The organism is Tenacibaculum bernardetii (assembly GCF_029125915.1).
In the GTDB taxonomy this organism is placed as follows: domain Bacteria; phylum Bacteroidota; class Bacteroidia; order Flavobacteriales; family Flavobacteriaceae; genus Polaribacter; species Polaribacter bernardetii.
On record NZ_JAQJCU010000008.1, the window covers coordinates 16,374 to 41,925 of the forward strand.

At 29.9% G+C, this 25,552-nt stretch carries 32 protein-coding genes; 7 read left to right on the forward strand and 25 right to left on the reverse strand.

Features of this window, described 5'->3' with window-relative positions:
• The first annotated feature begins 238 nt into the window (after positions 1 to 238).
• Positions 239 to 2,479: a catalase/peroxidase HPI gene (gene katG, locus P2G10_RS08100; protein WP_420833285.1), complete on the forward strand. Its 2,241-nt coding sequence runs from the start codon at positions 239 to 241 to the stop codon at positions 2,477 to 2,479.
• Between the two features lie 83 nt (positions 2,480 to 2,562).
• On the opposite strand, the gene P2G10_RS08105 is transcribed toward katG, so the two are convergent.
• The 7 genes from P2G10_RS08105 to P2G10_RS08135 are packed head-to-tail and all read right to left on the reverse strand — an operon-like array spanning position 2,563 to position 6,366.
• Positions 2,563 to 3,318: a LytR/AlgR family response regulator transcription factor gene (locus P2G10_RS08105; protein WP_275316047.1), complete on the reverse strand. Its 756-nt coding sequence runs from the start codon at positions 3,316 to 3,318 to the stop codon at positions 2,563 to 2,565.
• 12 nt (positions 3,319 to 3,330) lie between these two features.
• A complete protein-coding gene (locus P2G10_RS08110) occupies positions 3,331 to 3,657 on the reverse strand; it encodes a 2TM domain-containing protein (protein ID WP_218772781.1) in 327 nt (108 codons plus the stop codon).
• Complete coding sequence (locus tag P2G10_RS08115) at positions 3,644 to 3,958, reverse strand: 2TM domain-containing protein (protein WP_275316048.1); 315 nt, start codon at positions 3,956 to 3,958, stop codon at positions 3,644 to 3,646. The genes P2G10_RS08110 and P2G10_RS08115 overlap by 14 nt, the downstream gene beginning before the upstream one ends.
• A 2-nt stretch (positions 3,959 to 3,960) precedes the next feature.
• Entirely contained in the window at positions 3,961 to 4,281 is a 321-nt protein-coding gene (locus P2G10_RS08120; RefSeq protein WP_218772783.1) for a 2TM domain-containing protein, read from the reverse strand.
• Between the two features lies 1 nt (position 4,282).
• Positions 4,283 to 4,579 carry a 2TM domain-containing protein gene (locus tag P2G10_RS08125; protein WP_218772784.1) on the reverse strand — a complete coding sequence of 99 codons (297 nt, stop codon included), beginning with the start codon at positions 4,577 to 4,579 and terminating at the stop codon, positions 4,283 to 4,285.
• A gap of 1 nt (position 4,580) precedes the next feature.
• Positions 4,581 to 5,903, reverse strand: a complete 1,323-nt coding sequence (locus P2G10_RS08130) for a 2TM domain-containing protein (RefSeq protein WP_338056311.1) — start codon at positions 5,901 to 5,903, stop codon at positions 4,581 to 4,583.
• 46 nt (positions 5,904 to 5,949) lie between these two features.
• On the reverse strand, positions 5,950 to 6,366 hold the full coding sequence (locus P2G10_RS08135) for a DUF2141 domain-containing protein (RefSeq protein WP_218772786.1): 417 nt from the start codon (positions 6,364 to 6,366) through the stop codon (positions 5,950 to 5,952).
• 153 nt (positions 6,367 to 6,519) lie between these two features.
• Here P2G10_RS08135 and P2G10_RS08140 point away from each other — a divergent pair, with 153 nt between their 5' ends.
• From P2G10_RS08140 to P2G10_RS08150, 3 genes are all read left to right on the forward strand, one after another.
• The gene (locus P2G10_RS08140; RefSeq protein ID WP_218772787.1) at positions 6,520 to 7,014 is read left to right on the forward strand and encodes an RNA polymerase sigma factor; all 495 of its coding nucleotides are present in this window, start codon (positions 6,520 to 6,522) and stop codon (positions 7,012 to 7,014) included.
• Positions 7,015 to 7,016: 2 nt separating this feature from the next.
• The gene (locus tag P2G10_RS08145; RefSeq protein ID WP_255554321.1) at positions 7,017 to 7,625 is read left to right on the forward strand and encodes a hypothetical protein; all 609 of its coding nucleotides are present in this window, start codon (positions 7,017 to 7,019) and stop codon (positions 7,623 to 7,625) included.
• A gap of 92 nt (positions 7,626 to 7,717) precedes the next feature.
• Complete coding sequence (locus tag P2G10_RS08150) at positions 7,718 to 8,200, forward strand: hypothetical protein (RefSeq protein WP_275316049.1); 483 nt, start codon at positions 7,718 to 7,720, stop codon at positions 8,198 to 8,200.
• Here P2G10_RS08150 and P2G10_RS08155 read toward each other — a convergent pair.
• Positions 8,197 to 9,216: a threonine aldolase family protein gene (locus tag P2G10_RS08155; protein ID WP_275316050.1), complete on the reverse strand. Its 1,020-nt coding sequence runs from the start codon at positions 9,214 to 9,216 to the stop codon at positions 8,197 to 8,199. The genes P2G10_RS08150 and P2G10_RS08155 overlap by 4 nt on opposite strands.
• Positions 9,217 to 9,250: 34 nt before the next feature.
• On the opposite strand from P2G10_RS08155, the gene prfB reads away from it, so the two are divergent.
• Together prfB and arsC are read left to right on the forward strand one after the other, a co-directional pair.
• A complete protein-coding gene (gene prfB / locus P2G10_RS08160) occupies positions 9,251 to 10,348 on the forward strand; it encodes a peptide chain release factor 2 (RefSeq protein WP_275316051.1) in 1,098 nt (365 codons plus the stop codon).
• A 66-nt stretch (positions 10,349 to 10,414) separates the two neighbouring features.
• Positions 10,415 to 10,756: an arsenate reductase (glutaredoxin) gene (arsC, locus tag P2G10_RS08165; protein WP_218772791.1), complete on the forward strand. Its 342-nt coding sequence runs from the start codon at positions 10,415 to 10,417 to the stop codon at positions 10,754 to 10,756.
• A gap of 333 nt (positions 10,757 to 11,089) precedes the next feature.
• Here arsC and P2G10_RS08170 read toward each other — a convergent pair whose 3' ends face one another.
• The 14 genes from P2G10_RS08170 to P2G10_RS08235 form a co-directional block, all read right to left on the reverse strand.
• The gene (locus tag P2G10_RS08170) at positions 11,090 to 12,046 is read right to left on the reverse strand and encodes a glycosyltransferase family 2 protein (RefSeq protein WP_275316052.1); all 957 of its coding nucleotides are present in this window, start codon (positions 12,044 to 12,046) and stop codon (positions 11,090 to 11,092) included.
• Complete coding sequence (locus P2G10_RS08175) at positions 12,046 to 12,825, reverse strand: DUF3050 domain-containing protein (protein ID WP_275316053.1); 780 nt, start codon at positions 12,823 to 12,825, stop codon at positions 12,046 to 12,048. The genes P2G10_RS08170 and P2G10_RS08175 overlap by 1 nt, the downstream gene beginning before the upstream one ends.
• A gap of 73 nt (positions 12,826 to 12,898) precedes the next feature.
• On the reverse strand, positions 12,899 to 13,705 hold the full coding sequence (locus P2G10_RS08180; RefSeq protein WP_275316054.1) for an enoyl-ACP reductase FabI: 807 nt from the start codon (positions 13,703 to 13,705) through the stop codon (positions 12,899 to 12,901).
• 10 nt (positions 13,706 to 13,715) lie between these two features.
• On the reverse strand, positions 13,716 to 14,231 hold the full coding sequence (locus tag P2G10_RS08185; RefSeq protein ID WP_275316055.1) for a tetratricopeptide repeat protein: 516 nt from the start codon (positions 14,229 to 14,231) through the stop codon (positions 13,716 to 13,718).
• A 4-nt stretch (positions 14,232 to 14,235) separates the two neighbouring features.
• Positions 14,236 to 15,888, reverse strand: coding sequence for a DNA repair protein RecN (recN, locus tag P2G10_RS08190; protein WP_275316056.1), 1,653 nt, complete (start codon positions 15,886 to 15,888; stop codon positions 14,236 to 14,238).
• Positions 15,889 to 16,126: 238 nt separating this feature from the next.
• Positions 16,127 to 17,017, reverse strand: coding sequence for a type IX secretion system protein PorD (porD, locus tag P2G10_RS08195; protein ID WP_275316057.1), 891 nt, complete (start codon positions 17,015 to 17,017; stop codon positions 16,127 to 16,129).
• Positions 17,018 to 17,143: 126 nt separating this feature from the next.
• Positions 17,144 to 18,352, reverse strand: coding sequence for a bifunctional phosphopantothenoylcysteine decarboxylase/phosphopantothenate--cysteine ligase CoaBC (coaBC, locus tag P2G10_RS08200; protein ID WP_275316058.1), 1,209 nt, complete (start codon positions 18,350 to 18,352; stop codon positions 17,144 to 17,146).
• Between the two features lies 1 nt (position 18,353).
• A complete protein-coding gene (locus tag P2G10_RS08205) occupies positions 18,354 to 18,674 on the reverse strand; it encodes a DNA-directed RNA polymerase subunit omega (protein ID WP_218772799.1) in 321 nt (106 codons plus the stop codon).
• 3 nt (positions 18,675 to 18,677) lie between these two features.
• Positions 18,678 to 19,499, reverse strand: coding sequence for an outer membrane protein assembly factor BamD (locus tag P2G10_RS08210; RefSeq protein ID WP_275316059.1), 822 nt, complete (start codon positions 19,497 to 19,499; stop codon positions 18,678 to 18,680).
• Positions 19,500 to 19,620: 121 nt separating this feature from the next.
• Positions 19,621 to 20,136, reverse strand: a complete 516-nt coding sequence (locus P2G10_RS08215; protein ID WP_218772801.1) for a ferritin — start codon at positions 20,134 to 20,136, stop codon at positions 19,621 to 19,623.
• Positions 20,137 to 20,270: 134 nt separating this feature from the next.
• The gene (dapA, locus tag P2G10_RS08220) at positions 20,271 to 21,146 is read right to left on the reverse strand and encodes a 4-hydroxy-tetrahydrodipicolinate synthase (protein ID WP_218772802.1); all 876 of its coding nucleotides are present in this window, start codon (positions 21,144 to 21,146) and stop codon (positions 20,271 to 20,273) included.
• A complete protein-coding gene (locus P2G10_RS08225; protein WP_275316060.1) occupies positions 21,146 to 21,658 on the reverse strand; it encodes a DUF6913 domain-containing protein in 513 nt (170 codons plus the stop codon). The genes dapA and P2G10_RS08225 overlap by 1 nt, the downstream gene beginning before the upstream one ends.
• A gap of 28 nt (positions 21,659 to 21,686) precedes the next feature.
• Positions 21,687 to 22,760: an esterase-like activity of phytase family protein gene (locus P2G10_RS08230; protein WP_275316061.1), complete on the reverse strand. Its 1,074-nt coding sequence runs from the start codon at positions 22,758 to 22,760 to the stop codon at positions 21,687 to 21,689.
• A gap of 12 nt (positions 22,761 to 22,772) precedes the next feature.
• The gene (locus tag P2G10_RS08235; protein WP_218772805.1) at positions 22,773 to 23,354 is read right to left on the reverse strand and encodes a lysoplasmalogenase; all 582 of its coding nucleotides are present in this window, start codon (positions 23,352 to 23,354) and stop codon (positions 22,773 to 22,775) included.
• A 394-nt stretch (positions 23,355 to 23,748) separates the two neighbouring features.
• On the opposite strand from P2G10_RS08235, the gene P2G10_RS08240 reads away from it, so the two are divergent.
• Positions 23,749 to 24,120, forward strand: a complete 372-nt coding sequence (locus tag P2G10_RS08240; protein ID WP_218772806.1) for a DoxX family membrane protein — start codon at positions 23,749 to 23,751, stop codon at positions 24,118 to 24,120.
• Positions 24,121 to 24,185: 65 nt separating this feature from the next.
• Here P2G10_RS08240 and P2G10_RS08245 read toward each other — a convergent pair whose 3' ends face one another.
• Genes P2G10_RS08245 through P2G10_RS08255 form a run of 3 tightly spaced genes read right to left on the reverse strand, consistent with a single transcriptional unit; the run spans position 24,186 to position 25,516 of the window.
• Positions 24,186 to 24,590 (reverse strand): lysoplasmalogenase family protein, encoded by a 405-nt coding sequence (locus P2G10_RS08245; protein WP_275316062.1) that lies wholly within the window; start codon positions 24,588 to 24,590, stop codon positions 24,186 to 24,188.
• Between the two features lie 5 nt (positions 24,591 to 24,595).
• Positions 24,596 to 24,859, reverse strand: a complete 264-nt coding sequence (locus tag P2G10_RS08250) for a hypothetical protein (RefSeq protein WP_275316063.1) — start codon at positions 24,857 to 24,859, stop codon at positions 24,596 to 24,598.
• Positions 24,860 to 24,865: 6 nt separating this feature from the next.
• Positions 24,866 to 25,516, reverse strand: coding sequence for a lysoplasmalogenase (locus P2G10_RS08255; RefSeq protein ID WP_275316064.1), 651 nt, complete (start codon positions 25,514 to 25,516; stop codon positions 24,866 to 24,868).
• Positions 25,517 to 25,552: the final 36 nt, after the last annotated feature.

The window sequence follows — 25,552 nt, forward strand, 5'->3', positions numbered from 1 at the left end:
TAAATAACAAACAGTATTTTATATTTATCTGTTTAATCTTTACATCTTCGTACACACTTTCTTTGTATTTTTTATTTTTTTAAAACCTCTAACAAAAGCTTATACTAATAAAAATAAACTTTCCTATAAAATAACTCTATAATTAAATAAATTATTACACTGACTAATAAAGCTTTATAAATAATAGTTTATTAAATTTGGGTATCATAATTTATTAACTTCATAAATACTTTCATAGATGGAAAACGAAAACAATTCAAACTCATTAAATAATGAAAGCAAATGCCCCATGCATAAAGAACAAAAAGAAAGTGTTAAAGTTACATCTTCTGGTAAATGCCCAATAATGCATGGAGGTAATACAACTACAAAATCAGCTGTTACCGATTGGTGGCCTAACGCACTAAATCTTGATATTTTACATCAACATGATACAAAGACAAATCCTTTAGGAGAAGATTTTAACTATCATGAAGAACTAAAAAAATTAGATATAGAGTCATTAAAAAAAGATATGCATACGTTAATGACAGATAGCCAAGAATGGTGGCCTGCAGATTGGGGTCATTACGGAGGTTTATTTATCCGTTTATCTTGGCACTCTGCTGGTTCTTACCGAATATCTGATGGTCGTGGTGGCGGTGGATCTGGTAACCAACGTTTTGCTCCTTTAAATTCTTGGCCAGATAATGCTAGTTTAGACAAAGCAAGACGATTGTTATGGCCTATCAAGAAAAAATATGGTAATAAAATTAGCTGGGCCGATTTAATTATTTTGGCAGGTACTATTGCTTATGAAAACATGGGGTTAAAAACTTTTGGTTTTAGTTTTGGACGTGAAGACATTTGGCAACCAGAAAAAGATACCTATTGGGGAGCAGAAAAAGAATGGCTAGCACCAAGTGATGAACGCTATGAAAATGTAGATGAACCAACAACGATGGAAAATCCTTTAGCTGCTGTACAAATGGGGTTAATTTATGTAAACCCTGAAGGTGTTAATGGAAAACCAGATCCTTTAAAAACAGCCACCCACGTACGTGAAACATTCGCACGTATGGCGATGAATGATGAAGAAACAGTTGCTTTAACAGCTGGTGGTCATACTGTTGGTAAAACACATGGTAATGGTGATGCTAGTATTTTAGGCCCAGATCCTGAAAATGCAAATGTAGAAGAACAAGGTTTTGGTTGGCACAACCCAAACAAATCAGGAAAAGGTCGTTATACGGTAACAAGTGGTTTGGAAGGAGCCTGGACTACACACCCTACAAAATGGGATGATGGTTTTTTTCAAATGCTGTTTAATCATGAATGGGAATCTGTTAAAAGTCCTGCTGGTGCTTGGCAATGGGAACCTGTAACTATTAAAAAAGAAGATAAACCAAAAGATATTGATGATGCTACTATTCGTCATAATCCAATGATGACCGATGCAGATATGGCTATGAAAGTAGATCCTATTTACAAGGAGATCTCTTTGAAATTCATGAAAGATCAAAAATACTTTTCCGAAACATTTGCACGTGCTTGGTTTAAACTAACACACAGAGATATGGGGCCTAGCGCAAATTATTTTGGTACAGACTTACCTAAAGAAGACATGCTTTGGCAAGACCCAATTCCCGCAGGAAATAATAATTATGATGTAAATGCTGTAAAGAAAAAAATTGAGGAATCAGGTTTAACTATTTCAGAAATGGTAACGACTGCTTGGGATAGCGCTCGTACATTTAGACAATCAGATAAAAGAGGTGGTGCTAACGGTGCACGTATTCGTTTAGCTCCTCAAAAAGATTGGGAAGGAAATGAGCCAAAACGTTTGGCTCGTGTATTAGCTGTTTTAGAACCTATTGCTTCTCAGTTTAATATTAGCATCGCTGATATTATTGTTTTAGCAGGAAATATTGGTGTAGAAAAAGCTGCTAAAGCTGCAAGTTTTAACAAAACTGTTCCTTTCTCACCAGGTCGCGGAGATGCTACTGATGAAATGACAGATGTAGATTCTTTTGAGCCTTTAGAGCCTTTAGCTGACGGATATCGTAACTGGAGTAAAAAAAATTATGTCGTAAGCCCTGAAGAGTTGATGCTGGATAAAACACAACTAATGGGTTTAACTGCACCAGAAATGACAGTTCTTGTAGGTGGTATGCGAATGTTAGATGCAAATTACAACAATACAAAACATGGTGTTTTTACTGATACTGTTGGGAAATTAACGAATGATTTCTTCGTAAACTTAACAGACATGAGTTATACATGGAAACCTATCGCTGATAATTTATATGAAATTTGTGATAGAAAAACAGGTAAAGTTATTTGGACAGCCACTCGTATGGATCTTGTTTTTGGTTCTAATTCTATTCTTAGATCATATGCTGAGGTTTATGCACAAGATGATAATAAAGAAAAATTTGTTAACGACTTTATAAAAGCTTGGACTAAAGTAATGAATGCTGATAGGTTTGACTTAAAATAAAAACAACCTCTTTTTAATAAATACAGTAGCTCACATTATGCTTAACTCTTAGCCAATGTGAGTTACTTTTTATAACTAATTTTTTAATCAATCCAATTTTTAAATTCCTTTACACGCTCTCTGCTTACTATTATTTCGGCATCAGTATAAGAATGTAATACTAATTGCAAGCGTGAGTTTGTATATGAAACAATATCTTTTATGGCATTTATATGCACAATAAAAGTTCTATTTACTCTAAAAAAATGTTCTGGATTTAATTGCTCTTGCCAATGCTCTAATGAATCGTCTATTAAATAATTTCGATTAGAGTTTGTGTGTATATAAGTTGCTTTATTTTCTGAATAAAAACACTCAATTTCATCAATATGTATGATCTTTATATGCTGGCCAACCTTAATTGTAAATCGTTTTTTAAATTTTCTATCAACCGGATTTATCAGGAGTTTACGAATATCATCAATATTAACTTTTACTTCAGATTTTTGGGTTTGATTTTCTTTAAATTTATCTACTGCAACCTTTAGTTCGTCTTCATCGAGTGGTTTTAACAAATAATCAATTGAATTTAATTTAAATGCTTTTAATGCATATTCATCGTAAGCTGTTGTAAAAATAATGGCCGATTTAACTTCAACTTCTTCAAAAATCTCAAAAGATAACCCGTCTGATAATTGAATATCTAAAAAAATTAAATCTGGATGCTCGTTATTCTGAAACCAATTAATAGATTCCTCTACAGAATGCAACATCATTTTTACTTCTATTTCTAATACAGACAACATTCTGTTTAAACGTCTTGCTGCTGGCTTTTCATCTTCAATAATAATAACATTCATAGTTCTTATTTATTATTTTTCATCCATGTATTCTTTTATTTTTCGCTCTTCCCAGTTTTTACTAAACAGGTTTTGTTTGCTATACACTTTTACACCGTGTAGTACCAAAATAATTCCCCACCACAAGAAAAAACGATAATTATCTATATCAAAAAAAGCTTCTTTAAATGAATCACCTAATTTAATATCTTTATAAATTCGGCGTGCTATAAAAAACAAATTTACAAGTATATATACAGATAAATGTTTGTAAAATTGTTTAAGTTCTTCAACTTTTTTTTGAGCTACTAGGTATTTTTCTGAGTAATTATTAGTTTCCATAATTTTATTTTTTTTCATTCATAAACTCCTTTACTTTTTTGTTTTCCCAGGCATCAAAAAAAGTTATTTTACTTTTAAAAACATACAAACCGTGAATTAAAACACCAAAAGCCCATAATAAAGAGTTTATCCACATATTAGCTCGTATCCACTTTAAAGTTCCTGCATTATGAATATGGTTTTCAAAAAAACTAAATATTGTATTCGAAAAAACAGCTAATACAACCATCATAATTACAAATATTTGCAAATGGTTATAAAAATTCTTAATCCTTTTTACTTTTTTTTCTGCTTGTAAATAATTTGTTTCCGATTCCATAATTAAAATTTATTATCGTCCATATATTGTTCTATCTTTTTTTTCTCCCAATCTTTTCCGAAGAATAAATTAGAACCAAAAACTCCTAACCAATGAAAAAACAGTCCTATTCCCCAAAACAACCAAGTAGAATACGTGCCAAAATGCGTAACCGCTTCTATAAAATTATAGGTACCATCGTTCATTAAGCCGAATACAATAACTGCTGATATGAAAATATTTATAACAATAAAAACTGCTAGATGAATATAAAATCCTTTAATTTTTTCTACTCGCTTTTTTGCAAGTATGTATTTTTGCTCTTCAGAATAATCTCTTTCCATCTTATTTATAGTTTTTATCTTCGTTCATTAATTCTTTAATCTTTCGTTCTTCCCAGTTTTTTGTTAAACCTGTTTTGTTAAACCCAAAAACATTTAACCAATGGCAAAAAAGACCTGTTCCCCACCCTAATGCAGAAAACCAAAACCAATGAAAATGTGGTTCGAACTTTAAGTTTACAAAAATTATTACAGGTATAATAATACAGTATATTGCTAAGTGTGTATAAAACCCTTTAATTTTTTTTACTCTTTTTTTTGCTTGTGTATACTTTTGCTCTGCTATATACTTATCTTCCATCTTACTTATAATTTTTATCGTCCTTCATCATTTCTTTAATCTTACGCTCTTCCCAATTTTTCCCTAAGAAAATATTGTAATTATTTACTTCTAAAAAATGAAACGTTAAGCCTACTCCCCATCCAAAAATCGGAAACCAAAACCAATGAAAACCTGGTGAAAATCTTAAATTTATAAATATTAAAAAAGGAATTACAATACAGTAAGAGGCTAAGTTTTGATAAAATTCTTTTAATTTCTCTACCTTTTCTACAGCTCTTACATACTTGCTGTTTTCTATATTTTTTGAATTGTATGACATATTATTTGTTTTTGTTAACAGCGGTAAACTCACTGTAAATGTTTTATTATTATTTTTAATTTCTACCCGTTCATCAGTTATTAAACCATAACGATCTGCAATATTTCTTAACCCTACTTTTGTGCTTTTACCTATTGCTTCTTTAGGGTTAACCGTATTTTGAATTTGCAAAAAACCATCTTCTTCAAAAATGTGAATTTGTAAAGGTTTTTTTGATGAAACTACATTGTGCTTTACTGCATTTTCGAGTAATAATTGTAAAGACAATGGCACTATTTTTAAATCTGAGTTACTTACCGTGGTTGGAATATTAAATTGCACAGCATCTTCAAATCGCATTTGTAACAACTCCATATATGTTTTTGCAAACCTTAATTCTTCTTCTAACGGAATTAATTCTTTATTTCGCTGCTCTAAAACATAACGATATACTTTTGATAATTTGGTGGTAAACCTTTCTGCTTGCTTTGGATTTTCGTCTATTAAAGAGGTTAAAACGTTTAAACTATTAAATAAAAAATGCGGATCTAACTGACTTTTTAAAGTTTCAAACTTTGCGCTTTCTGTTTTCGCTACAATTTCGTGTTGAGTAGTTTCTTGTTTTAACGAAGCTTTCCAATTAATCATAAAGCTACGTGCATGAAAAAAGCTTGCAATTCCTAAAGAAATTATAATAGCAAATAAATGAGACCAAAATAACTTCCCATCAAAAAAACCAGAAAAATCATGCTTAAAAATTAGTACATATTGTATGTAATGAATTAATAAAACCGCTATAATAGTGTAACAAATGGTTGCAATTACTCCAGCCCAAACTCTTTCGTTCGTTTGTGTAGCCCAGTTCCATCTAGTATTTAAATAATTATTAATTATTCCGTTTCCTAAGCCCAATATAAAAGAATACATTGCTGAAAACAAAAATACAACTGCAGCTCCTTTAATAGTAAATTGCTGATTTATAATTGTAAAAATTACACCAAAAATGATCGTAAGTTTTAAACAAACTAAAAAATCTTTTTTCAAACTTATAAATGTATTGGATGTATATTTTTCCATTGCTATCTTATTACTAAAATTTAATTTTTAAAGATACATTTTTATCAGCAACCGTAAATTTTGCTTGTTCATATTGTGGCGGCCCATATGGATTAATTACATTGTTTGATGAACCGTAATCTTCTAATGGCATTCCGTTCGATTTAAAATCCATTTTACCATTATTATTTTTATCGTGAAAACAAATAACAGCATATTCTCCTAATGGTACGTCTTTAAAAACAACCGTACTTTTACCTTCTTTTATTATCGTTGATGCTGCTTTTATTGGTTTTTTCCTGAAATTGTCTTTAGTATATAAAGCATAACTTATTTTACCTAAGTCTGAAGTCGCATTTACAACTGTTACTTGTATTTCTTTATTCTGAGCTGTTAATTCGGCCACTATAAAGAGTTGAATTAATATTAATGTTGTAGTTAAGAATTTCATGATTCTTCTTTTTTATTGGTTAATTACACTACAAATATGCTGCTGATCTATCGTTTTTAAAACTAAAAACAACTGAACTGTATTTTTTTTAGGATGAACTGTAACAATTCGTATTTTTGAGCTACTTATAACCAATCAACCATACTAAACTTAGTGAATAAAGAGTTAGAAAATAAATTTTTATCTGATTTTGAAGCCAATCAAAACATTGTGCATAAAATTTGTAGGCTTTATACTACAAACCAAGATGCTCATAACGATTTGTTTCAGGAGGTAACAATTCAACTATGGAAAAACTACAGTAAGTTTAGAGGAGATGCTAAATTTAGTACATGGATGTATAGAGTGGCTTTAAACACCGCAATTTCTTTATACAGAAAATCTACTAGAACTGTAAAAACACAAGATATTACCGACTATGCTTTTAAAATTAAAGCCGTTGACTATGATGAAACAGAAGAATTACAATTAAAAGCACTTTACAATGCCATTAGAAAATTAAATGACATTGACAAAGCACTAATATTTTTATATCTAGAAGATAAACCTTACAAAGAGATATCTGTAACTTTAGGTATTAGTGAAGTAAATGCTCGTGTGAAGATGAACAGAGCAAAGGATAAATTAAAAAAAGTATTAAACCCATAATAATGGATTTAGATAAATATAAAAAAGCATGGGATAACCAGCCTCAAGAAACAGATACGGTTTCTAAAGTTGATATCTATAAAATGGCACATTCAAGATCATCATCAATCGTAAAATGGATTTTTATTATTGGAGTATTAGAGTTTATACTCTTAAACTCCATGTATTTTTTCGTTGATATGGATGAAGCCAATAAGGAATATGAAAAAATAGGTTTAGGTCAGTTTGTTTTTTATTCTCAAATAGTAGCCTACATCATATTGTTTTATTTTTTGATGAAGTTTTACTTAAATTATAAACGTATATCAGTTACAGACTCTACCAAAGAATTAATGACAAAAATTGTAAATACGAGAAAAACAGTTAAGTATTACGTTTTGTTTAACTTATCGTATTTATTTGTAATTGCTGTTGCTGTTGCTGTTGCAACTGTTAAATCTCATCCAGAGTTTACCAATTCAAAAATGCTAGTTTTTATTGCAGTTACAGCTATTATGTCTTTAATAATGTTAGTATTACTTTGGTTGTTTTACCAGTTAATTTACGGTATTCTATTACGTAAATTAAACAAAAATCATAAAGAGTTATCTAAACTAGAAGACTTGAATTAAGTACTAAAAAAAGAGATTGTTTCACTACAATCTCTTTTTCATTTTAACCAATTAAATTTCTTATTTTTACGCGAACTATATTAAATACTTTCATGAAAAAATTTATTACACTTTCTTTATTTTTATTATCAATAAGTTTATTCTCTCAAGAATCTGATTTTTGGAATAACACACGTTTTGGTGGTAGTTTTGGTTTTAGTTTTGGTAGCAATACGACTACTCTTTCTATATCGCCAAGTGCCGTTTATGATTTTAACGAAGAGTTCTCTTTTGGTGGTAGTATTGGTTACCTATATAATAAAAGTAGTGACTATAGTGCAAATATGTATTCTGCAAGTGTTATTGCTTTATATAGACCAATACCTGAAATAGAATTTTCTGGTGAGCTTTTACAATCTTATGTTAATAAAAAAATTGGTGCCGTTAAAGATAACTATAGCTATCCTTCTTTAAATATTGGGGCAGCTTATATTACTGGTAAAGTTACTTTTGGTGTTCAGTACGATGTATTATATAAAGAAGATAAAAGCATTTATGCAAATGCTTTCTCTCCTTTTATTAGAATCTTTTTCTAAAAACTTTTAAGTTCTTTTAGTAAAATAGTCAGCATTTCATTTGTAAAATTTAAATGCGTAACAATTCGTATTTTCCCTTCCCCCATCGAGATTAATAAAATACCTTTTGATGCCATTTTATTGATAAAATCCATCGGATCAATATTATCATCTACATAAAAGATAATAATATTAGTTTCAATAGGTTCTACTTTTGTAACATAAGAACATCCTTCTAAAACAGCTCCTATCTGTTGCGCTTTTTGATGATCCTCTGCTAAACGATTTACATTATTATCTAACGCATAAATTGCTGCAGCTGCTAAAAAACCAGCTTGTCGCATTCCCCCACCAAATAATTTACGCACACGTAAAGCTTTTTCCATATCCTTTTTACTTCCTATTAAAATAGAACCTACAGGAGCTCCTAATCCTTTAGACAAACAAATAGAAATCGTATCAAATAATTCGCCATACTGAGCAGGAGTTTCGTTTTTAGCCACTAACGCATTAAATAAACGCGCGCCATCTAAATGAAAAGCTAATTCATTCTTTTTAGCTACTTTCTGAATCTTTTTTAATTCTTCAAAATCCCAACAAGCACCTCCTCCTTTATTTGTGGTGTTTTCTATACAAACCAAACGACTGTATGGTGCATGAATATCTGCTCTTCCTGATACGGCTTCTTTTAATTGGTTTGCGGTAAACATACCTCTTTGCCCATCGATTAAATGAGAGGTTACTCCTGAGTTAAAAGCGGCTCCACCACCTTCATAATTATACACATGTGCCCATTTATCACAAAACATTCTATCGCCAGGTTGTGTATGAATTTTAATAGCTGTTTGATTTGCCATTGTTCCCGAAGGAAAAAACAAAGCAGCCTCCATATTAAAAAGTTTAGCAACCTTTTCTTGCAATGCGTTTACCGTCGGGTCAGCACCAAAAACATCATCACCAACTTCTGCATTCATCATTGCCTTCATCATTAATTTTGTTGGCTTGGTAACAGTATCGCTTATTAAGTTTATTTCCATTTTTATCTACGATTTTAAAATGTATTTTTGTTGTATGATTACACACGAACAGCTTAAAAATATTACTGAACGAATTGGCAAGTTAAAAGGATATTTAGAGATTGACAAGAAGTTGATTGAAATTAATAATGAAGAAGAAAAAACTGTTAATCCTGATTTTTGGAACAATCCTAAAGAAGCCGAAGTTTTAATGAAATCGCTCCGTTTTAAAAAGAAATGGGTAAGCGATTACAATTCGGTTATTTCAATGAATGATGATCTTACTGTTTTATATGATTTTTATAAAGAAGATGCTGTTGATGAAACCGAAGTAATAGAACAGTTTGAAAAAACGGCTAATTTTTTAGAAGATATTGAGTTTAAAAATATGCTTTCTGAAGAAGGTGATAATTTAAGTGCAACCATTCAAATTACTGCTGGTGCTGGTGGTACCGAAAGTTGTGATTGGGTAGAAATGTTAATGCGTATGTACACCATGTGGGCAGAAAAGCAAGGTTTTAAATTAAAAACACATAATTACCAAGCCGGTGATGTTGCCGGTGTAAAAACAGTTACTATTGAGTTTGATGGTGATTATGCCTTCGGATGGTTAAAAGGTGAAAATGGTGTACATCGATTGGTTCGTATTTCTCCTTTTGATAGTAACGGAAAACGACACACCACATTCGGCTCTGTATATGTGTTTCCTGTTGCTGATGATACCATTGAAATAGAAATAAATCCTGCTGATATCGAAATTGTTACCGCTCGTTCTAGTGGTGCTGGTGGGCAAAATGTAAACAAAGTGGAAACCAAGGTTCAGTTGACTCATAAACCAAGCGGAATTCAAATTCAGTGTTCTAACTCGCGTTCGCAACATGATAATAGAGCCACCGCTTTAAAGATGCTAAAGTCGCAATTGTATGAAATTGAATTGCAAAAACGTTTGGCTACAAGAGAAAATATTGAAGCTGGTAAGCTTAAAACCGAATGGGGAAGTCAGATTCGTAATTACGTAATGCATCCTTATAAATTAGTAAAAGATGTGCGTACAGGACACGAAACGGGAAATGTAGATGCGGTGATGGACGGAAACATAAATCCGTTTTTAAAATCGTATTTAATGTTAAACGGACAAAAAGATAATTCATAAAAAAGTTCTCGATATAATTTTCTCTTGAAATCGAAAATTACTCGAACTGATAAAACTTAAAACAAAATGATAAAAATATTTCACAATAACAGGTGTAGTAAATCGCGTTGCGGATTAGAAATTTTAGAAAATTCAGGTAAGGAATTTGAAGTTATAAAATACTTAGAGAATATTCCTACAGAGACCGAATTAAAAACGATTATTAACTTATTAAACATCACTCCTATTCAATTAGTTCGTAAGAATGAAAAAGTTTGGAAAGAAGAGTTTAAAGGAAAAGAATTGTCTGATGCTGAAATTATACAAGCCATGATTGCTAATCCTAAACTAATAGAACGTCCTATTGTTATTAATGGAGATAAAGCTGTTATTGGGCGCCCACCAGAAAGTATTTTAGATATTATTTAATATCAGCTTCACTGTGAACCAAGCGAAGTAGTCTCTTTTTTATGAAGCAAAATTACTTCGTCATTCTTTCTTGTAATGACGAAGTAATCATCGTCTGTCTGAACTTTTTATCTAGCTTTATAGTTACCCCAGATAAACTCAAAATGATGTAGTAAATTCTGATCGTCATTGCGAACGAAGTGAAGCAATCTCTTTTTGAGAGGTGAGATTACTTCGTCATTCTTCCTCGTAATGACGATACATTTCCCGTCAAGCTAAACTTGTTTCAGCTTGACGTCATGATTAATTGTCAACCTTTATGGGATTCCGAAATAAATTCGGAATGACGTAATTTTATTTTTCAGGAAAAAACTTTGATTCTAAAAAACCCAAACCGTAACCAATAAACTGTGTAAAAGAAGTGATAATACTTAAAAAAGCTACTTTTATATTTTTATTCTCAATTAATGCATCTATAAACAGTAGCGTAAAGTAAAATCCATAGAAAGCAATAAAATACCAATAGCCAAAAATTGCAAAAAGAGCACTCATATCAAATCCGATAATAAATAAACTCGGAAACCAATACGTGATTTTAGCTGTTTCTGGATACTTTTTATTTAAAATTGGCCTTGCTGTTCCGAATGAATAAATTTGTTTAAAAAACTGAAGTATCGTGCTTCTACGTTTATGATATACAAAGGCTTTTTCAATTAACTGTGTTTCTAATCCGTTTTCCCATAAACGAAATGTTAAATCGATATCTTCACCGGTTTTCATTTTAGAGAACCCATTTGTTTTTCCGAAAGCTTTCCGCGATAAACCTAAATTAAAACTTCGTGGCTGAAACTTACCAACACCTTTTTTCTTACCTCTAATTCCGCCTGTAGTTAAAACCGACGTCATCGAATAATTAATTGCTTTCTGTAAATCGGTAAAACTTTTATGCGCGGCATCTGGACCACCAAAAGCATCTGTAAAATTATTTTCTAAGGCTTTTTTTACTTCTGATACATATTGAGGCGGAACGATAACGTCACTATCTAAAATTATAAAGTAGTTTCCGGTAGCTTGTTGCATTCCGTAATTCCTACTTGCTCCTGCTCCGCTATTTTCTTTAAAAAAATATTTTAAATCAAGTTGATTTTTATATTTCTCTACAATATTCTCCGACGAATCTTCTGAGCCATCTTCTACAATAACAACTTCAAAATTATCAGAAAAATCTTGTTTTGTAAGACTTTCTAACAATTCATCTATTTCTTGCGGACGATTGTAAACCGGAATTATTATGGAGAAATTTAGTTTCATTAGTTCACAGTATTGTATATTATTTGCCTTGATATTCCGTCCCAAAGATTAATTCTTTTCCTTAAAGATTCTTTAGCATAATATAAAACATCATTCCACTTTTGTGCATCATTACCGCATAATTCTTCTATCATTCTTAAAGATAATGGCCCATGTTCGTCTCCATCTAACTCTATATGTCTTTTTAAATAATAGGTTAGTTTATTGTAGTTTAAAGTTGAGTTATCTTCTGTATTCTTAATAATTTCTAAAAACATATCCGGAATCACATCTTCTCTTCCAAAAGTAAAACTAGCCGCTATAATATGAGGTTCTTGAGTGTTAATTACGTTAAAAGAAAATGACACAAACTCCTTTACTTCTTTTAAAACTAAACACTTGTTTAAAGATTCATCAATAGTATTATGCTCTATAATGCTATTTATAAAACTAGCTATTTCAACTGTACTTGCTTCTGCTTGCTTCATAGCATCAATATACATTTCGAAATGACTTTTAGGTTCTCCTAATTCATTTACATCTGTTTCTTCCCCTAAAACTATTTCATTAATAAATCTTGCTGTTTTAGGATTTACTACAGGAAGCCAAGGCAAGGTAGTACATGTTAATTTTTCTTGTAAAGCTTTTAACAACGACATAAAATCCCATACCGCAAAAACATGTGACTCCATAAATATCTTTACATCCTCTATCGTTTTTAAGGATGTATATAAAGTATGCTCTTTTAACTGTTTTCTTAAAGGAGCCAACTCTTTTTCAATATCTAAAATTGTATTCATTTTAATAATTTTATCAATAAAAAATGCAAATCTAACGACTTGCATTTTTTATTCTTTATCACTTTACCTAATATTACTCGAATTTTTCCATTACGGCTTCACTCACTCCCATATTAGAGAATCCGCCATCATGAAATAAATTCTGTAAAGTTACTTTTTTAGTTAAATCAGAAAACATCGAAATCGTATAATCTGCACATTCTAATGCGGTTGCATTACCTAGTGGAGACATTTTTTCGGCGTATGAAATAAATCCGTCAAACCCTTTTACTCCTTGTCCAGCAGTAGTTGGTGTTGGTGATTGAGAAATCGTATTAACACGAACTTTTTGGTCACGACCAAAGAAGTATCCAAAACTACGGGCAATCGACTCTAAATAGGCTTTATTATCGGCCATATCGTTATAATCAGGAAAAACTCTTTGCGCCGCCATGTAGGTTAACGCAACAATGCTTCCCCATTCATTCATAGCTTCTTTGTTGTATAAAACATTCATTACTTTGTGAAAAGACACCGCAGAAACATCCCAACCTTTGGTAGTAAAATCATATTTAGAATCGGTATAATGACGTCCTTTACGAACATTTACCGACATACCGATTGAGTGTAAAACGAAATCGATTTTACCTCCTAAAATTTCCATAGACTTTTCAACTAAATTTGTTAAATCTTCCATAGAAGTAGCATCAGCAGGTATAATTTCTGATCCTGTTTTGGCTGCTAATTCTTTAATATTCCCCATACGCATTGCAATCGGTGCATTGGTTAATACAAACTCTGCTCCTTCTTCATGTGCACGTTCAGCTACTTTCCAAGCAATAGAGTTTTCATCTAATGCGCCAAAAATAATTCCTTTTTTACCTTTTAATAAATTGTACATAATTATATGTTTAATCGTTAATAAGTTTTAACTTTTGTAAAATACTCATTTTACTTTTAACCCTATTTACAGATGCATATACTTCTTCTATAAACTGGTTATTAATAGCTGATTTTACAGATAGTTTATATTGTTTAAAAGCATTCATTAATTCCCCTTTTAACTCATATGCTTGTCCCATTTTATTATAAATAGTTCCCTTGTCTGCAATATTATTATCAATTGCTTTTTTCCCGAAAACTAGCATTTGATCAAAAAGATTCATTTCTATAAGTAAATAGGCATAATTCGTATAAACTCCTTGATGATTTGGAGCGAATTTTATAGCCAATTCTAAGTGGTTTTTGGCTTTTGGATGATTGTTAAATTTCACACTGTACAACCAACCTAAATGATTATGTGCCCTACCGTAATCTGGATATTCATTTAATAAATCTCTTAAAACTTCTTTTGCCTCAATAATTTTATTTTCTTCTATTAATTGATCTGCTTCAAAAAATAAGTTTTCTGCATTGTCTTCGCTCATAATTTTAATTCAATAACTCTTTGGCGTGTGTTAAAGCGCTTTCAGAAATGTCTTTTCCGCTTAACATTTCTGCTATTTCTATTACTCTTTCTTCATTAGACAACAACTTTAAATTAGATGTTGTAACGCCTTTTTCTTCGCCTTTATAAACTTTATAATGCTGTAATCCTTTTGCTGCAATTTGTGGTAAATGCGTAATAGTAATTACTTGCATACCTGTACCCATATCTTGCATTATTTTTGCTATTTTGTTTGAAACTTCACCTGAAACTCCGGTATCTATTTCATCAAAAATAATGGTCGGTAATTGTATATTTTCTGATAATATTTTTTTTATTGAAAGCATTATTCTTGATAGTTCTCCTCCTGAAGCTACTTTTTTAAGTTCTCCGAAATTACCACCTTTATTTGCAGAAAATAAAAAATCTAATACATCTTTTCCGTTTGTAAAATACTCTTTTGATGCTGTTAGTTTTATAGAAAAACGTGCATTTGGCATTCCTAATTCTGTTAACAAAAACTCTAAGGCTTTTTGTAATTTCGGAATTGCCTTGTTTCTAGATTTTGTTATCATTACTGCAACTTCATCTAACTTTTTAGAAACTTCATTTATCTCAGCATTTTTTGCTTCAATTAACGTTCCTGCATTGGCTACTTGCGATACTTTTTCTGATAATGTTTCGTGGATAGCCTGTAAATCTTTAATCGAATCTACCGAGTGTTTTTTCTGAAGGTTGTAAATTAATTGCAATCTATCATTTAATTCTTCTATTTCATTCGGATTAAAATCTACCGCTTCATTCTCATTTTCTAGTTCAGAAACAACATCATCTAACTCTAATTTAATACTTGTAACTCTGTTAGAAATTTCTTCATATTTTTTAGAATATCCTTTTATTTTTTGCAAACTATTTTCTAGCGAATACAATAAATTTTGTAATCCTATTTCTTCATTTACTGATATCTCTAAAGATTCTGATAAACTCAGTTTTATTTCTTCTATGTTATTTAATCGCTCTAATTTTTCTTCTAAGGCTTCTTGCTCATCACTTTTTAAATTTGCTTCTTCTAACTCGTTAAATAAATGCAAATTATACTCATGCTGTTCGTTGGATTTTTCAGTTTCTTGCTGAAGAATTTTAAGCTCTTTATTTAATGCTGAATACTTTTTTAACCCTCTTTTATAAGATGCTATTTTTGGTTGGTTTTTAGCCAAGGCGTCTAGCACAGAAAACTGAAAACTAACATCGGAAAGTTGTGATGTTTGATGTTGAGAGTGAATATCAATCAGTTTTGTTTTTAAAGCTGTTAAAACCGATAAGTTTACAGGTGTATCATTTACAAAAGCTCTCGACTTACCAGAAGGAAGAATTTCTCTTCGAATAATCGTTTCTGTTTCATAATCTACATCTAGTTTTTCGAATAAACGTTGTAAATCATAACCTTCAACAGCAAATTTAGCTTCAATAACACACTTTTTTTCAGTGTTTTTTAAAGATGATAAATCTGCACGGTTTCCCATTACCAAGCCCAAGGCTCCTAATAAAATGGATTTCCCTGCTCCGGTTTCACCTGTTATGATTGATAAACCTTTTGTAAAATCAATCGATAACTGATTGATTAACGCGTAATTATGTATGGATAATTGTATAAGCAAATTCTATTCTTTAAAAGAATAAAAATACAAATTTTGATTGAATTATAGCACTTTAAAAAGAACGGAAGTTTATTGTTTTTTTCTTCTTGAAAATACGTTATCAATTATAATTGATAAAAACACAAAAGCTAGTAAAAAACTTCTTGTTTTACCCAAGCCATTATTTATAATTCCAGTTGAAATCACATATAAGATACTAATTGAAAGAACTGTTATAGAAACTATTCTAGTTTTTTACCTACTTAATTTTCTTCCACTTACCTTTATAGGTAGGTGCTATTTTCGATAAAACACTTAACATTTGCTGTGTGTTTTTAGTAGGCTTCCCGTCAGAAAAAACACTTGCTATTTCATCACTTTTTGCATCTAAAAAAACACGTACCATATAATTACCTATTGCTATATTGTATAGCTTATCTAACGCTATTACATTTTTCTCTATAGTTTCTTTAGCAACTTCTTTAGTGTTTGAGAAGTTATCAAATCCGTTTCTATGATAATCGTAATAAATAGTACGCAACGAACTAAATTTAGATGACAATAAATTATCTATCAACGCAAAACGGTTTTGTTTTCCTACTTGATTTTGCCAACCTAATTCGCCATTAGATTGTGCTTGTAAGATTACATTTTCTGCTGCTTTCAGGTAATCTGTTCCTCCTTTTAAAGCGAACGTATCTGCATCTACACCGATAACTGTATATGCATAAAAAGCAATGATTGATATTAAATTTGATTCGTAAGTATTAGGGTTAAAATTTAACGGATCAAATTCGTTGTAACGAAAATTAAAATTAGTATCATTAAGGTTTAATACTGGTGTTGCATAGCTAGAACCGTAAACAGGTCTTGTAGATTGTACCTGAATACTTGCTCTAAAATTATTGCCATTTTGCTCGTTTACAATAATTGTAAAAGCGCAATTAATACGTTCTTGTTGTTTAAAACTTTTGTTTGTCCACTGTTTTTCATTAATAAATTCAGTTAATGATTTTTCAAGGGTTTCATAAACCTGCTTATTACTACTCTGAACTTTATCTGTATTTATAGTAACTAAAGCATTAAGCTCTTGCGACTGTATTGTAAAAACTGATGATAAAATAAAAACTAAAAAGAAAAACTTACGCATTTAATATAATTTTATTTGTCAGTTCGAGTACAGTAGATATCTATTAAATCTTTCGATAAACTGCGTTTATATCTTCAAAGTAAAACATTCTACCTTTCAATAATACTCGAGAAGACGATCGTTATTTTAACTAACTTTGTTTATAATCTCGTTTATAATATCTACCGCTACTGCTTTTTTAGATTTTAACTCGAATGATTTCTCATTGAATTCTGCATCAATAACCGTAATTTTATTTGTATCAGTTGCAAAACCTGCCCCTTTATCTTGCAGTGAATTTAAGATAATTAAATCTAAATTCTTTTTTACTATTTTGCCTTTAGCATTTTCTACTTCATTTTCTGTTTCTAAAGCAAAACCGACTAATAACTGATTCTTTTTAGTTTCGCCTAAAGATTTTAAAATGTCTTTTGTAGGTTCTAACTCTATTACTAACGACGAATCTTTCTTTTTTATTTTCTGAGTAGCCACATTTTTTGGTCGATAATCTGCTACAGCTGCCGATAAAATAGCAATATCTGCTTCACCGTAATATTTATGACAAGCATTATACATTTCTTCTGCAGATTTTACATCAACTCTATGAATAAAAGAATGATTTACTTTTTGATGTGATGGCCCTGAAATTAAAAAAACTTCGGCTCCTAAATTAGCAGCTGCTTTTGCTATTTCAAATCCCATTTTTCCTGAAGAATGATTTCCTATAAAACGAACAGGATCAATAGCTTCATAAGTGGGACCTGCCGTAAGTAATAGTTTTTTTCCGCGAAGAGGTAATTTAGAAACAATATCTTTTTCTATAAAAGAAACAATATCTTCTGGCTCTGCCATACGACCTTCTCCAACCAATCCGCTCGCTAATTCACCTGAAGTAGCTGGGATTAATATATTTCCAAAGTCTTGTAAACTATCTAGACTCTTTTTAGTTGATGGGTGTTGATACATATCTAAATCCATTGCTGGTGCAAAATAAACTGGACATTTTGCTGATAAATATGTTGCTAACAATAAGTTATCACAAGTACCGTTTGTCATTTTAGACAAGGTATTTGCGGTAGCAGGAGCAACAATCATAATATCTGCCCAAAGACCTAAATCAACATGATTGTTCCATAACTCGTTTTCATCTTCTTTTTCGTAAAAAGTAGAATGAACCGGGTTTTTAGATAATGTGGAAAGTGTAAGTGGAGTAATAAAATCTTTAGACGCAGGAGTCATTACTACCGTAACTTCTGCGCCAGATTTTATAAATAAACGAACTAAGTTCGCTGTTTTGTACGCGGCAATACCAGCGGTAACACCAAGTAATACTTTTTTACCGCTTAATACAGACATATTATTCTACGTCTGGAGTTCTGTGATATACTTTACCGTTTAGCCATTCGTCTAATGCTATAGCATGAGGCTTTGGCAAACGCTCGTAAAATTTAGAAACTTCAATTTGTTCTTTGTTTTCAAACACTTCTTCTAAGCTATCGTTATAAGTAGCAAACTCATCTAACTTATCAACTAATTCTTTCTTTAAATCAGAATTAATTTGATTCGCTCTTTTTGCTATGATAGAAATAGCTTCGTAAATGTTTTCTGTTGGAGCTTCGATAGCTTCTTTGTTATAAGTAATAGTACTTAATGCCGCTTTCGTTTCTTTATAATCCATTTTTTAACTTTTAACTAATTGTTCTTGTTCCTTGTTTAATGTTGCTAACATTTCATTTGAATCTCCCATGAATTTAGATTCAGGGAAGCTTCTCTTTAACTTATCATACGCTTTTATAGCCGCTTTAATTCTTTCAGCTTTTCTACGTTGCGTACTTTTTAACACAAAATCATGTGCTGCTTTTAAACGAAAATATAATGCCTCTTCTTTATATTTAGTTCCTAAATAATCAGATAACAAATTATCGAAAGCAACAATTGCTGCTCTGTAATTTCTAGAATCATAAGCAGCTGTTTTGTAATATGTTTTTGCAATTTCAAATGCTTTTTTCTCTAATTTATTACGCAACTCAGCATAATACTTATTTGCTTCGTCTAATTTATCAGAATCTGGATACCTATCAATAAATCCTTGAAAAGATTCTAAGGCTTTATTTGTATCTGTTGGATCTAAACTAAAACTTGGCGCTGCTTTATAATAGCTTAATGCTGATAAAAAAGCTGCTTCTTCTCTTTTAGAACTTTTAGGATAATTTCTTGTAAATCTATTAAAGTAATATCCTGCTATACTATAGTTTTTCTCATTAAAATTAGATTGAGAAACCATAAATTGTATACGTTCCATTTGTGGTTTACCACGAAATGAAGGTGTTACTTTCTCGAACAAACGTAAGGCTTTACTGTACTTTTGTGTTTCGTACATTTTTACGGCCATTTTGTATTGCTCCTCAACACTTCCCTTATTTAAGGTTTTGTGATATGAACTACAAGATTGTAACATTATTAGTGCTACAACTAAATACGCTAAATTTTTAATTTTTTGCATTTGGCAAAATTAGTGATTAATTATGGATTATTAAAACGTTTTTTAACTCTAAGTAGAGTATTGCAATAAACCATAAAATCTGTTATAATAACAGGTATAAATACCTAAATGTTTGTTAATCTTATTCAGCAGTGTTAGCAGCACCTTGCGCCACTATTTGCTTTATATCATTATCAAATAAATATAAACCTCCTTTATCATCGCCAATTAAATTAATTTTATCTAAAATATTTCTTGCCAAGGCTTCTTCTTCTATTTGTTCAGATACATACCATTGCAAGAAGTTATGTGTTGCATAATCTCTTTCTTGTAACGTAATATGCACCAAATCATTAATAGATTCTGAAACCATTACTTCGTGATCAAATAAGGTTTGAAACATATCTTTAAAAGAACCAAATTCTGCTGGTGGCGCTGCTAAGTCAGAAACTCGTGCATGCCCGCCTCTTTCATTTACAAACTTTACCATCTTTAACATGTGCATACGCTCTTCGTCTGAATGTGCATACATAAATTGAGAAACTCCTTCAAAACCTTGAGTTTCTGCCCAACATGCCATTGATAAATATATTTGTGATGACTCTGCTTCTACTTTTATTTGCTTATTTAAAGCAGCTTCTATTGACTTTGATAACATATTTTTACTTTTTTGAAATTATATTTCTTACCAGAACTTAATTTAGATAAGAAAACTATTAAACAAAGATGCTAAAAAAAGACTACAATTAAAACACTGTAGCCTCTTATAAATGATATTTTTGTTTAGACAAATTATAGATTGTCTATAAAATCAGATATTTTTGTTTGTAATTCTTCCGTTGCTTTTACTAATGGTAAACGAACCTCATCTAAACAAATTCCTTGTTTCATTAATACTGATTTAATTCCTGCAGGGTTATTCTCTTCGAAGATATAGTTTACAATATCCATTAATTGATAATGAATTTTGTACGCTTTTTTATTTTCTCCTACCAAACCTAACTGAATCATCTTTGAAAACTCTTTTGGCAATCCTTGTCCTATAACAGATATTACTCCTGCTCCACCAGCTAAAACAACTCCTAAAGCTAAATCATCATCACCCGAAATAATTAAAAAATCTTCTGGTTTATCTTTTAATAATTCTAAATATTGTTGCTGACTTCCTGCTGCTTCTTTAACACCTATTATATTTTTAAAATCATTTGCTAATCTTAAAATAGTAGCCGGTTCCATATTTTTAGCAGTTCTACCAGGCACATTATATAAAATAATTGGCTTAGTGCTTACTGCAGAAATAGCTTTAAAATGCTGATAAAAACCTTCTTGTGTTGGTTTACTGTAATATGGCGCTACCGATAAAATAGCATCGATATTAGATAAATCTAAAGAATTTAATTCGTCTATAACTGTTTGTGTGTTATTACTACCAACACCTAAAACTAAAGGTAACACACCGTTGTTTTCACTTACAATTACTTTAATTATCTCTTCTTTTTCTTTTACTGTAATAGTTCCACTTTCTGCCGTGGTTCCATTAATAACTAAGTAATTTGTACCGTTATCGATATTAAATTTCACTAACTTTTTAAGTGCGTTAAAATCTACACTTAAATCTTCGTTAAAAGGGGTTACTAAAGCGACTCCTGTACCAACAAATTTTTGCATTATATTTTATTTAATATTGTTAAATATTTTTTTAATTCCTGATTTAAAACAGCCTCATTTAATCCTTTATCAGAAATAACAAGATCATACAACCTATCATCAATTCCTGCAAAACCTGTTTTTAGAGATGCTTTAGATAACAAAGTTATTATATTGGTATATAAATTTGGCGTTTTTACGTAGTTAATAAGTAAATCATAATCGTTTTTAACGAAGTTTTTTAAATTGTCTGATTTTAAACTCGCTTTATAGCCAAAATCATTATCTGTAAAAAATTTAGAAGATGTTTCTTGTTTCTTTGAATATTCTCTAAAAATTAATACAACAATATTCTCTTTCTTAAATGGTAATTTATTTATCAAATTAGCCACCATTACATTTTCTAAAGATCCATTATCTAGTAAAATTACCACCTTGCTTACTTTGTTGGCATTATAAATCTTTGTTGTATTTTTTACAATACTATTATCGTAAATTTTCTGAATAGATTTTTGTTTAAGTTTACTTATCATCTTTAATAATTACTACTGCTAAAGTACATTATTTCTCTTCAATTTCTAGTAATAAAAACTGATTGAGTTGCTTGCCATATATTTGAAAATTATCATCCGATACCAAAATTAAAGATCGGTTTCCGTTTGATAGTACCGGACCAAAAGTAATCCCTTCAATATTATCAATAATTTTATCTGTTAACACTTCTTTAATATCTGTAAAATCGAATAATAATTCTTTTTTAAGAGTAATATACTTTTCTTCTTTTAAAGATTGAAGTGTTAATGTATTTGTTGTTTTTTCGTTAATGGTTGCTTTAAAAATCCTAACCGTATTACCAAAAGACCCATAACCACTTTGATAAATTCTTTCTACAACGAAAAAACTATTTTCGGTATATTCTAAAATAGCTGTTACACCATTTAGGTTCACCTTTCCTTTTGCTGGTTTGTCTATTTTTTCTAATTGATAAGTAAATTGCTTTGTTGCTGATGTTGTTTTCTTATCAAAATAAGTTATTCTTATGGGCGATTGTGTTTCGTAAAATGTTGACTCCTCTCCGTCTGCTTCAAGTGGGGCTTCCATAGCTACCCAAAAACCTTTTTTGTCGTAACTTTTCGAAGAACCTTCAAAAGCTCCGTTGTGCTTTGGTTTTGCTTTAGAACCAGCATAGAAATATGCCGGAATTTTAGCACTTTCTATAAACTTACCTAAACTATCTATCTTAAAAACACTAGGATTTTTACCCTTATTTATTGACCCTTCGCTTACCAAATTAATTTGATGGTTTTCAACGAAAACAGATTCTATATCTAATATGTTATTTTTATAAAACTGACTTGTAGTGTCTATTTGAATTATAGTCTTAAAATCTACTGATTTTATTGAATCGTTTTTCACAAATATGTTCCCTATTAAAACTCTAGGATTCTTGGCATCATCAACAACCATGTAATATTGGTTATTATTAAAGTCAATTCCTGAAATACCGCCTATTATTGTATTTTTAAACCTCAATGAGTCTTTAACTACAAATTCATTTAAAAATTTTAACGACACTCTTTCTGGCTTACATGCTGCACTACAAAATACAACAAGTAAAATTATTATTTTTCTCATTTTTATAAAATATCACTTTATAGCCTCTACATATTTATCTTTTAATATAATTGCTCTTACTATTAAATATTGAGCTGTTATATATAACAGGATTACAAAAAAGTCAAGTATTTTACTGTACTCATTATAAATATTTAAAACAATAAAACCATCTGAAATTACAAAAAAAGTTGCACTTAATAGCAAAAGAAAATTGGCTTTTGTTTTTTGTTTTTGATAATTTATAAAAGCAACTGATCCGAAGATTGATATTACTAATCCGAACTCTACTACCGGAACCAACATATCTTTTAAATTATCATAAACAACATACATTATAGCTAGAAAATATAATATATATGGTATTAACGAAAATACTATTCTTGTAAAGGATATATTCTTTATCAAATCTATTGTCAGTTTTATATACAGCACATGTGTAACTAAAAAACATGCAATACCAAATACAAAATATTTTTTTTGATCTAATAAAAGAACATCACCTAAAAATGCAAAAAACAAACCTGCCACTAACCATAAATTAACTTTTCTAGTAGAAAGAAAGTATATAGCTATAAGTGAAAGCATCAACAATGGCTTAAATATAATTTCCATTGTTTTATTTTGAGTTATCACAGCAAATATATCTGTAACTGAAACAATAAAAAACAACATCAACAATACTAACAGTATCCTTTTTCTTATCATGTTTTATAGAATTTTATAAAAAAACAACTCTAAATTTCACTTTTTATCAATAACAGTACACATTGATTTTCTTTAAAAAGACGGCAAAAATAAGAAGTTTTTTCTTGTTAATACACTTTTTATAGCTCCTATATTCAATTTAATTAACTCCCTATGATATAGTCTCTCTAGAATATTATTATTAATTTTTACTACAAATCAAACTCAAATACTAAGGGTATAATAACTTCAAAAAAAAAGAGTTTTTATATAAATGTAAGGCGTTAAAATACTGACCGTCTATAACATAAACTTAATATAAATGAAAAAATATTTTCCTTTTTTATTAAAACTACTTATTAGTATTATTATGATACAAACATTGTTTTTTAAGTTTACCGGTGCACAAGAGAGTATTGAGTTATTTACCAAGTTAGCTGGTAAAAATGAAGCTTTTATGAGAATAATAACTGGCATATTAGAGTTTGTCGCCGTTGTATTACTATTTACACCTAAACACTTATGGTTAGGTGCTGTATTAACAATAGGTTTAATGAGCGGAGCAATTACTGCTCATTTAACAAAGCTAGGTATTGAACATAATAATGATGGCGGGATTTTATTTATAAGCGCTACAGTAACTCTTTTTTCTGCAATTATACTAATATTTGTAAACAGAAAAAAAATCCTTTAATAAGGGATTTCTCATAACTTATACATACTCAAACCTTAAAAAAGAAGACATCTAATTTTTAACAATTATTGTTTTATTGCTTTTTTATTTTTATTAGTAAATCCTGTATAAATAACATAATAAGAAAACCAATACAGCAACTCCGCTAAAAACAAATAATATGAATTTTTTTCATCGAGTAAATCAATTGCATACACCGAATCTGAAGCAATACTCATAAAAAAACCTAAAAGAAGTAAAAAATTAGCTTTGTTCATTTTGTATAAAAAATTAGCAAAAGCTAATGCGCCTAAAGAAAACGCTGTAAAACCATAAACAAGAACTACTATATAACCTATATCTCTTTCTGCCTCTCCATAAATCATTAAAAATAGTAGTATAAAAAAAGCTAAAAACAACAAGATATACAAAGGCACTAAACCTCTTTCTTTAGGTTTTATATAACTTATTATTAGCTTTATAAATAGCAAGTGCTCTATAAAGATAAAACTACTGCTAACAAGTAAAACTCTTTAAAAGTGCTAAAAACACTTCCTAATATCGTTAAAACAAAAGCTATTACTACTAAAATATCTTTCTTTTTAACTTTTAACACATAGAGAGTACCTAGAAAAATTACTGGTAAGGATATTAAAAATGGCTTTAAAATATCTATCCCCATAAAAACTACATATAAATATATTGCGGAAACAATAAAAAAAAATGTTCTTAATATAAGCTCAATAACTCTGAGAGACATTTACATCTATTTTAAAATTAACGCTTTACATATAAAATATTGAGATACAATATACAAAACAACTATTAAAAAATCTAAGAAATACATTGGACTGTAAAAGTTATTTAAAGCAATTAAACTATCGGATACTATAAACAAGATAGCACCTAGCCATAACCATAAATTTGCTAATGATTTTTCTTGTTGATAATTTAACAAAGCACAAGTACCAAAACCTGAAATTGCAATTCCGTATACAATTACAGGAACTAACATTTCTCCTAAATTATCTTTTATTAAATACAATACTCCCAAAAACAACAGCACAAAAATCACCGCTGCTTTTAATATTTTAACAATAGATTTTTTTGCTAAAAATTTAGAAATCATTTTTACGTACAAAACATGTGCTATTAAAAAAGAAGCCAATCCGAATACAAAATAATTTGTTTTATCTAATAAAAATACATCACCCCAAAATGAAAAAAACAATGCTGAAACCAACCAGAAATTAGGTTTCTTAACAGATAGTAAATAAACTATTACCAAGGTTGTCATTAGTAAAGGTTTAAAAATCATTTCTAAACTTTTATCCTGAATTATCACCGCATACACATCTATAATAACTACTAATAAAAAAATAATGGATGCAATCGTTATTTTAATCTGTTTTGTCATATTACAATATGAGTTTGAGTAAATTTATGTTTTTAA

Excerpts from the sequence above, each read along its gene's own strand:
- katG (WP_420833285.1), top strand. The coding sequence starts at position 239 with ATGGAAAACGAAAACAATTCAAACTCATTAAATAATGAAAGCAAATGC.
- P2G10_RS08105 (WP_275316047.1), bottom strand. The coding sequence starts at position 3,318 with ATGAATGTTATTATTATTGAAGATGAAAAGCCAGCAGCAAGACGTTTA.
- P2G10_RS08110 (WP_218772781.1), bottom strand. The coding sequence starts at position 3,657 with ATGAAAAAAAATAAAATTATGGAAACTAATAATTACTCAGAAAAATAC.
- P2G10_RS08115 (WP_275316048.1), bottom strand. The coding sequence starts at position 3,958 with ATGGAATCGGAAACAAATTATTTACAAGCAGAAAAAAAAGTAAAAAGG.
- P2G10_RS08120 (WP_218772783.1), bottom strand. The coding sequence starts at position 4,281 with ATGGAAAGAGATTATTCTGAAGAGCAAAAATACATACTTGCAAAAAAG.
- P2G10_RS08125 (WP_218772784.1), bottom strand. The coding sequence starts at position 4,579 with ATGGAAGATAAGTATATAGCAGAGCAAAAGTATACACAAGCAAAAAAA.
- P2G10_RS08135 (WP_218772786.1), bottom strand. The coding sequence starts at position 6,366 with ATGAAATTCTTAACTACAACATTAATATTAATTCAACTCTTTATAGTG.
- P2G10_RS08145 (WP_255554321.1), top strand. The coding sequence starts at position 7,017 with ATGGATTTAGATAAATATAAAAAAGCATGGGATAACCAGCCTCAAGAA.
- P2G10_RS08150 (WP_275316049.1), top strand. The coding sequence starts at position 7,718 with ATGAAAAAATTTATTACACTTTCTTTATTTTTATTATCAATAAGTTTA.
- P2G10_RS08155 (WP_275316050.1), bottom strand. The coding sequence starts at position 9,216 with ATGGAAATAAACTTAATAAGCGATACTGTTACCAAGCCAACAAAATTA.
- prfB (WP_275316051.1), top strand. The coding sequence starts at position 9,251 with ATGATTACACACGAACAGCTTAAAAATATTACTGAACGAATTGGCAAG.
- arsC (WP_218772791.1), top strand. The coding sequence starts at position 10,415 with ATGATAAAAATATTTCACAATAACAGGTGTAGTAAATCGCGTTGCGGA.
- P2G10_RS08170 (WP_275316052.1), bottom strand. The coding sequence starts at position 12,046 with ATGAAACTAAATTTCTCCATAATAATTCCGGTTTACAATCGTCCGCAA.
- P2G10_RS08175 (WP_275316053.1), bottom strand. The coding sequence starts at position 12,825 with ATGAATACAATTTTAGATATTGAAAAAGAGTTGGCTCCTTTAAGAAAA.
- P2G10_RS08180 (WP_275316054.1), bottom strand. The coding sequence starts at position 13,705 with ATGTACAATTTATTAAAAGGTAAAAAAGGAATTATTTTTGGCGCATTA.
- P2G10_RS08185 (WP_275316055.1), bottom strand. The coding sequence starts at position 14,231 with ATGAGCGAAGACAATGCAGAAAACTTATTTTTTGAAGCAGATCAATTA.
- porD (WP_275316057.1), bottom strand. The coding sequence starts at position 17,017 with ATGCGTAAGTTTTTCTTTTTAGTTTTTATTTTATCATCAGTTTTTACA.
- coaBC (WP_275316058.1), bottom strand. The coding sequence starts at position 18,352 with ATGTCTGTATTAAGCGGTAAAAAAGTATTACTTGGTGTTACCGCTGGT.
- P2G10_RS08205 (WP_218772799.1), bottom strand. The coding sequence starts at position 18,674 with ATGGATTATAAAGAAACGAAAGCGGCATTAAGTACTATTACTTATAAC.
- P2G10_RS08210 (WP_275316059.1), bottom strand. The coding sequence starts at position 19,499 with ATGCAAAAAATTAAAAATTTAGCGTATTTAGTTGTAGCACTAATAATG.
- P2G10_RS08215 (WP_218772801.1), bottom strand. The coding sequence starts at position 20,136 with ATGTTATCAAAGTCAATAGAAGCTGCTTTAAATAAGCAAATAAAAGTA.
- dapA (WP_218772802.1), bottom strand. The coding sequence starts at position 21,146 with ATGCAAAAATTTGTTGGTACAGGAGTCGCTTTAGTAACCCCTTTTAAC.
- P2G10_RS08225 (WP_275316060.1), bottom strand. The coding sequence starts at position 21,658 with ATGATAAGTAAACTTAAACAAAAATCTATTCAGAAAATTTACGATAAT.
- P2G10_RS08230 (WP_275316061.1), bottom strand. The coding sequence starts at position 22,760 with ATGAGAAAAATAATAATTTTACTTGTTGTATTTTGTAGTGCAGCATGT.
- P2G10_RS08235 (WP_218772805.1), bottom strand. The coding sequence starts at position 23,354 with ATGGAAATTATATTTAAGCCATTGTTGATGCTTTCACTTATAGCTATA.
- P2G10_RS08240 (WP_218772806.1), top strand. The coding sequence starts at position 23,749 with ATGAAAAAATATTTTCCTTTTTTATTAAAACTACTTATTAGTATTATT.
- P2G10_RS08250 (WP_275316063.1), bottom strand. The coding sequence starts at position 24,859 with ATGTCTCTCAGAGTTATTGAGCTTATATTAAGAACATTTTTTTTTATT.
- P2G10_RS08255 (WP_275316064.1), bottom strand. The coding sequence starts at position 25,516 with ATGACAAAACAGATTAAAATAACGATTGCATCCATTATTTTTTTATTA.